This window comes from Treponema sp. UBA753, from assembly GCF_002297325.1.
Lineage (GTDB): Bacteria > Spirochaetota > Spirochaetia > Treponematales > Treponemataceae > Treponema_D.
On the sequence record NZ_DBKJ01000098.1, the window covers coordinates 15,146 to 25,320 of the forward strand.

General features: G+C 40.8%; 10 protein-coding genes. 2 read left to right on the plus strand and 8 right to left on the minus strand.

Going from position 1 to position 10,175, the window contains the following annotated elements; genetic code table 11:
• The 4 genes from B4C08_RS08190 to B4C08_RS08205 form a co-directional block, all read right to left on the minus strand.
• Positions 1 to 376, minus strand: a 376-nt coding sequence (locus B4C08_RS08190; RefSeq protein WP_296664334.1) for a 1-acyl-sn-glycerol-3-phosphate acyltransferase, incomplete at its 3' end; no start/stop codon positions are given.
• A 27-nt stretch (positions 377 to 403) separates the two neighbouring features.
• Positions 404 to 2,416 (minus strand): glycosyl hydrolase 53 family protein, encoded by a 2,013-nt coding sequence (locus B4C08_RS08195; protein ID WP_296664335.1) that lies wholly within the window; start codon positions 2,414 to 2,416, stop codon positions 404 to 406.
• A gap of 151 nt (positions 2,417 to 2,567) precedes the next feature.
• Positions 2,568 to 4,193, minus strand: a complete 1,626-nt coding sequence (locus B4C08_RS08200) for an SPOR domain-containing protein (protein WP_296664336.1) — start codon at positions 4,191 to 4,193, stop codon at positions 2,568 to 2,570.
• A gap of 7 nt (positions 4,194 to 4,200) precedes the next feature.
• Positions 4,201 to 4,704, minus strand: coding sequence for a hypothetical protein (locus tag B4C08_RS08205; RefSeq protein WP_296664337.1), 504 nt, complete (start codon positions 4,702 to 4,704; stop codon positions 4,201 to 4,203).
• 215 nt (positions 4,705 to 4,919) lie between these two features.
• Here B4C08_RS08205 and B4C08_RS08210 point away from each other — a divergent pair, with 215 nt between their 5' ends.
• Positions 4,920 to 5,150, plus strand: a complete 231-nt coding sequence (locus tag B4C08_RS08210; protein WP_296664338.1) for a hypothetical protein — start codon at positions 4,920 to 4,922, stop codon at positions 5,148 to 5,150.
• Between the two features lie 113 nt (positions 5,151 to 5,263).
• On the opposite strand, the gene B4C08_RS08215 is transcribed toward B4C08_RS08210, so the two are convergent.
• The 4 genes from B4C08_RS08215 to B4C08_RS08230 all read right to left on the minus strand — a co-directional run bounded on the left by B4C08_RS08215 (position 5,264) and on the right by B4C08_RS08230 (position 9,448).
• Entirely contained in the window at positions 5,264 to 6,592 is a 1,329-nt protein-coding gene (locus B4C08_RS08215) for an MATE family efflux transporter (RefSeq protein WP_296664339.1), read from the minus strand.
• 365 nt (positions 6,593 to 6,957) lie between these two features.
• Positions 6,958 to 7,734 carry a DUF4469 domain-containing protein gene (locus B4C08_RS08220; protein ID WP_296664340.1) on the minus strand — a complete coding sequence of 259 codons (777 nt, stop codon included), beginning with the start codon at positions 7,732 to 7,734 and terminating at the stop codon, positions 6,958 to 6,960.
• Between the two features lie 521 nt (positions 7,735 to 8,255).
• Positions 8,256 to 8,780: a transcription termination/antitermination protein NusG gene (nusG, locus tag B4C08_RS08225; RefSeq protein ID WP_296664341.1), complete on the minus strand. Its 525-nt coding sequence runs from the start codon at positions 8,778 to 8,780 to the stop codon at positions 8,256 to 8,258.
• Entirely contained in the window at positions 8,777 to 9,448 is a 672-nt protein-coding gene (locus B4C08_RS08230) for a hypothetical protein (RefSeq protein WP_296664342.1), read from the minus strand. Before B4C08_RS08230 ends, nusG begins: the two co-directional genes overlap by 4 nt.
• A gap of 165 nt (positions 9,449 to 9,613) precedes the next feature.
• Between B4C08_RS08230 and B4C08_RS08235 the strand changes: the two genes are divergently transcribed.
• Positions 9,614 to 9,877, plus strand: a complete 264-nt coding sequence (locus tag B4C08_RS08235) for a helix-turn-helix domain-containing protein (RefSeq protein WP_296664343.1) — start codon at positions 9,614 to 9,616, stop codon at positions 9,875 to 9,877.
• The last annotated feature ends 298 nt before the right edge of the window (positions 9,878 to 10,175 follow it).

Below are 10,175 nucleotides of genomic sequence, written 5' to 3' on the forward strand. Positions count from 1 at the left end.
GGCGAGGAATCATGCAGTGTCCTTGTGTCTTCAGCATTTTTCCCACCATTGGAACAGAGCCAAGAGTGTCTTTTGCGACAAACCGCGCTTTTTTTCCGCCGAAGTACTTTAGATAAACAACAATGTCAAAAAGGCTTTGGTGGTTGGAAATCACAACAAACTGCTCTGGAAGCAGCTTTAAATTTTCCTTGTCGCCAAGAAATTGAAATTTTCTATACAATTTTAAAATTGCAAAAACAACTCTTGCGCACCGGCAAGTTATGTAATCAGACCAAAAGAGAGCTGCTTTCCTACTGAAAGGATAAACAAGACAAAGCATAAACGTAGGAAAAACAACTTCTCCAAGGCAAATCAAAAGTGTAATAAATCCAAGCATGGTCTGATTATAGCAAGGCTTTTTTTATTATTCAACAAGGAGCAAGTTAACGTCGTCCATTACAAGCCAAGCTCCGTTAGCACCTGATGCAGCATCAAATTCAGATTTTATTAGCGCGCTTACAGTTATTGATTCTGTTGAATCGTCAAGTTCAATTACAGGAAGTTCAGCCTTAAAGAATTTTTTCCAAGTATTTGGAATTGTAACATCGCAAGTAAATTCAGTTTTGCTTCCGTCTTTTTTCTGGACAACAGCCTTGAAAACTGTTCCGCTAGGATTTTTTATTCCAGTTCCTTCAAAATGCGCAAAGCACTTGTATTTTCCAGTTGAAAATTCTTTTACAGTCTGGGAAACTGTGAATTCAAAATTGTCTTTTTCCCATGCGGTAAAGTAGCAGACGCCCTCTTTTGCATTCTGGTTGTTTTTGTCAACTTTTGGAGTTCCTTTTCCGAGAGGATTTTCAACAGTCCAGCCAGTAAGGTCGCCGCTTTCAAAGCTGCCGTTTACAAGGAAATTGCTTGCAGTAACATTTACAGTGCATTCAGCATTTCCGCCTTTTTTAAGTTTGCCAGGAATTTTATATTCTCCAAAGTCAGGTTTTCCAGTTACTGCTTTTGCGGCAGCTGAATCCCATTCAACAGGCTCGTCTTTTACAGAACCGTCATTGTAAACAACTTTTACAGTCTGCGGCAATGCTTCCTGCTTTCCGTAGGCGAATTCAACACGAGGATTTTCCACGCGGATTACATTTAGCTTGCCTTTTGAACCTGTGCGCGCATATTTGAACACATTGATTGAATCAAGGCATTTTCCGTCAAAGTCAAAGAAAGCCTGATTATCCCAAGTTCCGCCGTTTCTTGCAGAGCGAACTTCCTTGTCGTATTCAGCAGCATAAGAAGAAGCCCAGCCGCAGCCGTATTTTTCCCATGCCTTAAAATTTCCTTCAAGAACAGACTGGGCATCTGAAGATTCCGGCTTATAATGGCAAACAGGAATCCATGCAGGCTCCCAATAGAAAACGCCAACGCCTTTTTTTACAGAAGCAACAGCCGCAATTACATCCCTGACTGCGACCGCCTGGCCTTCAACAGAGAATGGATAGTCAAATTCCTGCTCAGAAGACATTCCAGACACAACATTTCCGAATCCGTCTCCGTCATCATTTGTAAACGGATATGAAGTTTCTGCAACCATGACTTTCTTGTTATAAATATTCGAAAGTTTTTTCAAAGTGACAGAAAGTTTTCCGGCTTCTCCGTGCCAAAAAGGATAATATGAAGTTGCAAAAATATCGTAGTCAACATTGAACTTTTCAAGAAGCCCTGCCCTTTTTTCCAAATATCCTTCAGAAAGCGGATCCGTGTAATGAACGACAATCTGAATGTTTTTGTCAAAGTTTCTTACAGCCTTGCATCCAGCTCCGACCAAGCCCAAAACTTTGTCATCATACATTTCGCCGCACATTCCATTGTTGATTTCGTTTCCAACTTGAACCATTGTTACTTTTACGCCGGCAGATTTAAGTTTTTCCAAGCTTTCAGTTGTATATTTTGACAATGCTTCTTCCTTTTCATCGAATGCCATGTTTTTCCATGCTTTTGGAACAGACTGCTTGTTCGGGTCAGCCCAGAAATCCGAGTAATGAAAATCAATCAAAACACCAAGCCCCGCATCAGTGGCTCTTTTTCCGATTTTTACAGCAGTTTCAATATCGTTGTTTCCGCCGCCGTAGCCGTTTCCGTTCGCATCAAAAGGATCATTCCACACACGGATTCTAACGCAATTCGCGCCGCCCATTTTCAAAAGCTCAAGCAAATCAGCCTTCTTTCCGTTCGCATCATAAAAAACACCGCCGGCATTTTCCACGGAAATCATGGACGAAACATCAACTCCCATAATAAAATCATCAGCAATATTTTCAACAGGAAGAACTGTTATATTTGCCGAACCTAGTTTTTTTGTAGAAATTCCACAAGCCGCAAGCGAAAGAACTGAAACACAAGCAATAGCCGTTCCAACGCATTTTCTAAAAATCTTCATACATCCTCCAGTTTTATACAAGTTATCAACACGAGTTGATTTAATTATATACCACCTTTTTACAGAAAGCAAACATTTTTTTTTATTTAAACAAAAAAAAGCGGAAAATCCACAAACGGGACTTCCGCCTTCATTTTATTTGCAAAACAAATTATCTTTTTCTTACAAATGCATCCTTAAATCCTGCATCCTTGAACTTTGCAAGAACCGCGCCGTATTCATCTACAGAAAGAGGTCCGACAAGAACACGGTAATTTTTTCCGGCAGGAATAAGTGAAATAGGATATTTTGAATACTTAACAAGAAGATTCTCAATATTCTTAATATTTCCCATTGTCGCAATCTGGACATAGTAGCAGTTGCTTGCAAGAGCGCTTTCAGAAGAAACCACGTGATTCTGGATATTTACAGGATATTCAGAATGCAAAGGTTCTGGCTCACTCTTTTTTTCCTCTGGAACAGATTCAACCGGAACAATTTCAATCGGCTCATCTTCTGCAGAAGCAGTTGCAGATGGCTCTGGAGATTCCGGCTCGGAAGGAACAAGAATAATCGGAGCATAATCACTGCTTTCATCTTCATCGCTAGAGTGAATCTCTGGTTCGCCTTGAGCTTCAGGCTCTGCAGCAGGTTCTTCCACAACCTCATCTGGCTCTGAAACTTCTTCCGCTTGTTTTTCTTCCGTAGCAGAATCATCTTCAATTGGAGAAGGCTCTTCTACAGTTATGGCTTCTTCTTCAATTTCATCTTCCGCAGGAGCTTCCGCCTCTTCCTCTGGCTGAGGCTCTTCAACAATCACAGGCTCTGCATTTTCTTCTTCTGGCGAATCTTCTGCTTCTTCTTCGATTGGGGAAGGCTCTTCAACTGTTACAGCTTCTTCCTCGCTTTCTTCCGCTGGGGACGGCTGCTCAACAGCTTCTTTTGACTCAAGGAATCCGTCTTCCACGCTTTCATAGTCTTCGTAAGGCTCTTCCGGCACTTCATCAGCAGGAGCTTCTTCTGGAACTTCGCATTCTTCTATTGGAGCCGGAGCTTCAACAACTACAGGCTCTGTTTCTTCTTCAACTGACTCAACTGAAGGCTCTTCGTCCGCGGCGGCTTCTTCAACTGGCTCTGCAGCAAGTTTTTCCACATCTGAAAAATCAGCTTCATTTTCAGAATCAGTTTCTTCAGACGGAGTTTCAGCCTCATCCGCAGGAAGTTCATCTTCTACAGCCGAAACCTCAGCCTTTTCTTCTTCAACGTTGTCTTCCGCATCCGCAATCAAAGGAACACCGGCAACCGCAACAGGAGCAAGTTCCGCGGCAACAGCAGCATTTTCAGCAGGCTGATTAGCAACTTCCGATTCGGCTTGAACAGCAGGCTCCGATGGAGTTTCCGCAGTTTCTTCTTTTTCAGCAGGTAAAGTTTTTTCATCAAGAACCGCGCTTCCTGAAACTGTCTCGTCAAAATATCCTGAGCGTGGGGCAAGCTTTACCTTTACGCCTGAATTCCTCTCTATTCCAAGGCTTTTCGCAGACTCTTCCGAAATAAGGATGGCAATTCCGCCTGAAGCGTCCAAAGTGCCAAGGTTCAGAATCTGCAAAGTAATTCCAGTGTTCGGATTTGTAATTGAAACACTGTCTCCCGGAAGATAACCGGCAGCTTTTCCGAAATATCCGGCCGGAAGATCATCCTTGCCGGCAACTTCAATAACGCCTTCAATCGACGCGCTTGATTCAGCAAAAATGAAAACGGAAATCAACAAAAATAAAATTCCAGATAAAAACTTTTTCATACGTCCCCTACCTACGGATGATTTTATATATATCGTCTGCTATTCCAAAAGCAAAATCAGAAAGTCCCTTGCGCTTGTCCTTGAACTGGCTTGAAGCAGGAGGAATTTTCTTTCCGCCTCCAAGAACCGCTCCCGAGCCAACATTCAGAACTTTGTACGATAGGCTTGAGAGATTCGCAAGAAGGTCAGCGTCGGGATTCGTTGAAGATGAAGAGCTGAAATCAGCTGTAAGCTCCACAAAATAATCAACGCCGCCTTCCCAAGCCTCCTGCCTGGACTTTTCAAAAAAAGAAGCGTCATTTTCCACGTTGTCAGAAGCGATGGCTGGAGAATTTGAAATTATGATTCCCTTTCCAAAGAAAAAGTCAAACAAGCCTTCCTCAATAACGTAGGAAGAACTTCTAATTTCCGAATCCCCGTGCTGGACAATCTGAAAAGCGACAGATACCGCATTCGCGCAGAACGCCGCACAAACAACGATGAACAGCAGAGCCAGCCTCTTGAATCTCATAAGAAAACCTCTTTTTTCTAACTGAAAAGCCGCAAACAGCACTCTCAATTATTCATCGGCTTTTTTAGGCTTGAGTTTAGGTATTTTTAAGAAAGAGGCATTGCTACTTGATATTGTCGTACTTTGCTACCTGTCATTGCCTGACTTGATCGGGCAATCTCTTTTGACACAAGATTACCAGGTCAAGCCCGATAATGACACTAAAATACAAAAGAATGAAAGGAAAAATAAAAGAAAATGATGATTTTATGCAGAAAAAAAGAATTTTATGCAAGAAAATGAATAAAAACTCTGGAATATTGCATATTCGCCAGGAATATCATTTATTCTTCAATTTTTATGCAAATTTATCAAGAATATTGTATATTCCTCAGAAAAAATCGATATTCCAGAAGAATATACAGTATTCTTCAATATTTATACATATTCCAAAAGAAAATGAATAAAATTACAGGAAAATTAAATATTCCCGAAGAATTCGTCATATTCTTCAGGAATATTTCAATTTCCAGAAAGCAACTGTCATTGCCGAATGCAGTCCGGCAACCTCTTGGAAAAACTAGCGTTCAAGGCGTTTTTTGCAGATAAAGTAGGCAGGAATAAGAAAACTGTCTGCAAGAATCCAAGCGGCAGGAGAAGCAAAGCAGGCGGCAGTGTAGCCAAACACAGGCACAAAAACAAGCCCGAACACACCACGCCCGGCAAGCTCAAAAAGACCTGCGAAAACCGCAAGCTGGCTGAATCCCATTCCCTGAATCATAAAGCGCACAATATTCACAAGGGCAAGAGGAAAGTAAAACGCGCTGTTAATCACAAGGAATTTGTAGATATTGCCAAGGATTTCCTCATTGCCTGAATCAATGAACAGAAGCCCCAAATTCCGCCCGAAAACAAGCATAACGCAAAATGCAAGAAGCGCATAGACAAGCCCGAGAAACGAGCAGCTGAATATTCCGGGATTAAGACGAGAAAACTTGTGCGCGCCGGTGTTTTGTCCGCCATAAGTCGCCATAGTTGTTCCCATGGCATCGAACGGACAGCAAAAGAACATCGCAATCTTGCTTGCCGCCGCTACAGAAGCAACCGCCACAGAGCCAAGGCTGTTTACGGCGGTCTGAAGGACAACACTTCCAATTGCGGTAATAGAATACTGCAATCCCATAGGAAGCCCCATGGAAAGAAGAACATACACGTGATGGCCGTTTATCTTCCAGTCTTCCTTGGAAAGATGAAGAATCGGATAATTTTTAAGAATATAAAAAAAGCATGCAACACTTGAGACCGCCTGGGAAATAACAGTCGCAAGAGCAGCTCCTTCCACTCCGGAATTCATCGCAAGGATAAAAAACAAGTCCAGGGCAATGTTCAGCACAGAAGAAACAACAAGAAAAATAAGAGGAGTCTTGCTGTCCCCAAGGGAGCGGATTACAGCCGCAAGAAGATTGTAAGCGAGCGAAGCAGGAATTCCTGCAAGGATTATAACAAGATAGCCGTAAGAGCCGTCAAAGATGTCCGCTGGGGTTTTCATAAGAACAAGAAGAGGCTTGCAGAAAACAACCGTAACAGTCGTAACAAGAACGGCAATTGCAGCAGTAAGCTTGACTCCCCCTGCAATAAACTTGCGCATGGAATCATAGTCCTTTGCCCCGAATTTCTGCGAAACTGGAATAGCAAAGCCGTTGCAGATTCCCATGCAGCCTCCGATAATCAGAAAGCAGACCGCCCCCGTAGAGCCAACCGAAGCCAGCGCGGAAACACCAAGGAATTTGCCTACAATCACCGTGTCCGCAAGATTGTAGAACTGCTGGAACAAATATCCAAAGAAAACTGGAACCGAAAATCCTAAAATCAGCCGCATAGGGCTTCCTGTTGTCAAATCCTTTGTCATTTGAAATAGATATATGAATTTTCAAAACTTTTGTCAAATGAAAAATGCATTATAATGTGCAACTTTTATTTTATAAAACAACGCCTATTTTAACCTTTCACAACGTCCACTACATCATTTCACACTGGACGTTACAAAGCCTCATACTAGCCTTTACAACGTTTCATACTGGATTATACAAAAGCAAATACTGGACACTAATTTGTTTTACAACGGTCTAAAAACCAAAAAAATCTGGCAAAAAAAGCCAGCGAAAGACACAAAATGAAAAGCCATACCGCAAAAGCATTTTACATTTGCAGTATGGGCAGCTAAAAATTACCGTGGAAAATTTTAACTTCCCACGGCAATAACTATTAAAAAAATTACGAAACTATAAAGTTTCCATAAGTAAATTCAAGAGGCTCTTTTCTGCAAACTTTGCCGCCCATAAACTGTGTCACTATTTTTATGCTGTATTCTCCGCTTTCCAAATCAGTAGGAACAACACACGCAATAGCAGTCGAAGTATTTCTTCCAAGCTCACTGGCAGAAAGTTTTACAGTCTTTGAGCTATCTTCAGTATTCACAAAGTAAAGGCCAACTTCCTCGCAATCTCCCAAAATACGGATGGTTGATCCCTTTATTTCAAGGTAACCGCCTCTTGTAAGAACAGAGTCCGCCTTTGATTTTGCATCATATACTTCTGTGATCACTGGCTTTTTTGAGTTACCTATTCTGATTACAGGCTTGATTTCTTCAAAGACTTTCATCGCAGCTGCAGTTGGATGCGAAGAAATTCCAATTGAATGTTTTTCTGGTGAAAAATCCTCTGTGTCAGACTCAAAAGAGCCGTTCAGTTTAAGACGGAACTTGTTGATTCCATCATCAACAACAAAGCCTTCCGCAAGACGCGACAATTTTGCGTTCCGTATAAGCATCATAATTGACAGAATCTGTTCTTTTGAAAAGCCTGCATTCAATCCAGCGACAACAATGTCATTCGCTATATCTTCATCAGTGCATACACCGCGAGTTATTGTCATGGCATAGAACTTTGACTTGCTGTTCTTGTCTTTTACCATGTTGTTTGAATAAAGAGCAACAGGAAGATGCCCAGACTTATAATCTGCTTCAATTTTTGAAAGAGTATTAATATTCATTTCTTACTCCTCGTATTAGCATTTACTAAAATATGCTTAGTTTGTAAAACCCATTTTCAAACGCCTGTTAAACTTATATAACCGTTTGAGGGTTTGTGATCCAAGATCTTACTATAAATAAAATGAAGTTTTATAGCCGCCTTGCTCTATATGTCTTAACGGAAAGAAAGTTAATGTAAAGATTCTTACATTTTTTTCTCTACGACCGTTGCCGTTTTTCCTGTGGCGCCCAGGGAACATTAATAAATCAATTTGCTTTCCTCCAGAAACTTTATATTTATGGAAACAAATCCACTTTATACTTTAAAAGATAATAAAAACTATTTAGAAAGACAAATTTTTTGATGATTTTTTTTTTGCAAATATCAATAATTTTTATTTTAAAGACACCTTCTCCATTGGCAATGAAAAAAAACTTCCATTGCCTAAAAAAAACATGGTCGCCATCCGAACTGCGCTCTTGAACCAAGATTCGCTTCTAAAAAAGGCTGTCTTTAACTATGCAGAACAAGCTTCTGCATTTATTTTGAAGGCTGCTTTTGAACTTCCTCGTAGCAAAGCCCCACAACACGCACGCCGTTCATAAAATCAATCTGTATGTTTAATCGCTTGTTGCGGCGGTTCACGGCTATCACATTTCCGGAAAAATCCTTGAACGGACCATCCGTTATAATAACCTTGTCGCCAGCATCAAACTTGACAGGAACAATTCCCACAGTGCTTCCAAACCTCAGAATAGAGCTCACAATTTCCAAGTCGCCCTTTACAAGAGGGCTGACAGAACTATTTGAGGGTAAAAAACGTAAAAAATATTTTCCCCTAGAAAGAACATAAAGCTTTGATGCTTCACATTCTTCCGTTTCAAGAAAAACGTATCCAGAAAAAAAAGCATCAAAATATTCCTTTCCGTTTTTAAGCCTCATCCGCTTGCGCAGAATATGAACCAATCCCTGAAAAGCACATTCATCTCCGGAAACCAGAGGAAGAATACTTTCCTTAAATTTTTCTTCCAGTCCGGTCTTTACCGATATGCAATAAAGGCTCATGGCACAGAAAATTCCGCGTAAGCATTCTGTCTTGCAAGCTCACATTCAAACTTTGCGCATCTATCTGCCGCAAAAACACCAAACGGCGCATCCCCTTTTTGTAACGACTTGATAAACGAAGCCGTGTAAAAACCGTTTCCGTCCTCCAAAAGCAAGGGCTTCTCACCGATTTTGCATCCAGAGAAAAATGCTGTGCCATTTATTTTTTTAAGCGTATTTTCACTTAAAAAACTGCTGGCTGCAACCTGACGGGCAAAATTGTTTTCACCGGCGGAATCCCTCACAAACAAATCTTCCCGCGCGGAGTCTTTATATTCCTCCGAAACAAAACTTTCACATGAATCAAAAAAAACTGCCGTATGAAGCGCATTTTCTTCTATATATTGCAACCTTATTTCAGTTCCACAAAAAGTAAATCCGTTTTCAGTGCGAACGTCATCTTTGTTTCCGCAGAAATAAAAAACAAGACTTTTCAACTTACTGTCTAAGGCACGGCGCAAAAAAAATTTCAAGGAAGCAAGGTCAATTCCTTCTGGAATAATCATTATTTCAGATTCCGTCCAAGAGCCTCCTTTTTGGCTCAAGAGAAACCTATAGAAATCAGCGAGCGACTTTTGAATGTAGCCCGATTTTTCTGAAACTCCAACAAGAACTGCACAGCGCGTCAAATTCCACTTCCTTAAAAACAGCCTGCCTAAGAATTTTCAAAAATTACGCAGACAAAAAGCTAAACTACTTATTTTCGTAGTTAAAAAACATATTACTACGAAAGTAAATAGTTTTCAAGCAAAAACTACGGATTCAAGTAGTAAAATTCTGCTTATAATTGAAGCATGGCATTTTGGGACAATGTTGAAACCTTGCGGCTGGCGCAAAATACTTCCTACCGATGGATTGCAAAAAAAATGGGAGTTTCAGAGACAACTGTTTCCAGCATGAGAAAAACAGGAACAGAACCAAGGGCATCGGACGCATTTAAAATCGCCTCAGCGTTAGGGACAACAGTTGAATACTTGTGCAACGGAGAAAACGAGTATTATCAAAGCCGTTACATAAACTTAAAGAATGACATAAAAGAAATTCTTGAAAAATATTGATTTTATTCATCAGTAAACATAAAAAGCCCCACAACTCTCTCTTACAATAAAACATCTCTTCAAAACCGTGCAGTTTTTGCATTTTTTCGGCAATAAATAGTTATCATAGAAAGCTTCAACAAAAACAGGAAGGAAAAATGCAAAGACATGAACTTACACCAGCCCAAAAATGGGAGCGACTCACACTCGCCGACAACTTCATCTTCTGCAAAGTCCTTGAGGACAATCCGGAAGTCTGCAGGCATCTCATTGAGATTCTCCTCAACATAAAAATCGACAGAATCGAAAAGCCTGCCGC

Coding starts and splice junctions, on each gene's coding strand:
- B4C08_RS08215 (WP_296664339.1), bottom strand. CDS start 6,592: ATGACAAAGGATTTGACAACAGGAAGCCCTATGCGGCTGATTTTAGGA.
- B4C08_RS08205 (WP_296664337.1), bottom strand. CDS start 4,704: ATGAGATTCAAGAGGCTGGCTCTGCTGTTCATCGTTGTTTGTGCGGCG.
- B4C08_RS08220 (WP_296664340.1), bottom strand. CDS start 7,734: ATGAATATTAATACTCTTTCAAAAATTGAAGCAGATTATAAGTCTGGG.
- B4C08_RS08235 (WP_296664343.1), top strand. CDS start 9,614: ATGGCATTTTGGGACAATGTTGAAACCTTGCGGCTGGCGCAAAATACT.
- B4C08_RS08210 (WP_296664338.1), top strand. CDS start 4,920: ATGAAAGGAAAAATAAAAGAAAATGATGATTTTATGCAGAAAAAAAGA.
- B4C08_RS08195 (WP_296664335.1), bottom strand. CDS start 2,416: ATGAAGATTTTTAGAAAATGCGTTGGAACGGCTATTGCTTGTGTTTCA.
- nusG (WP_296664341.1), bottom strand. CDS start 8,780: ATGAGCCTTTATTGCATATCGGTAAAGACCGGACTGGAAGAAAAATTT.
- B4C08_RS08200 (WP_296664336.1), bottom strand. CDS start 4,193: ATGAAAAAGTTTTTATCTGGAATTTTATTTTTGTTGATTTCCGTTTTC.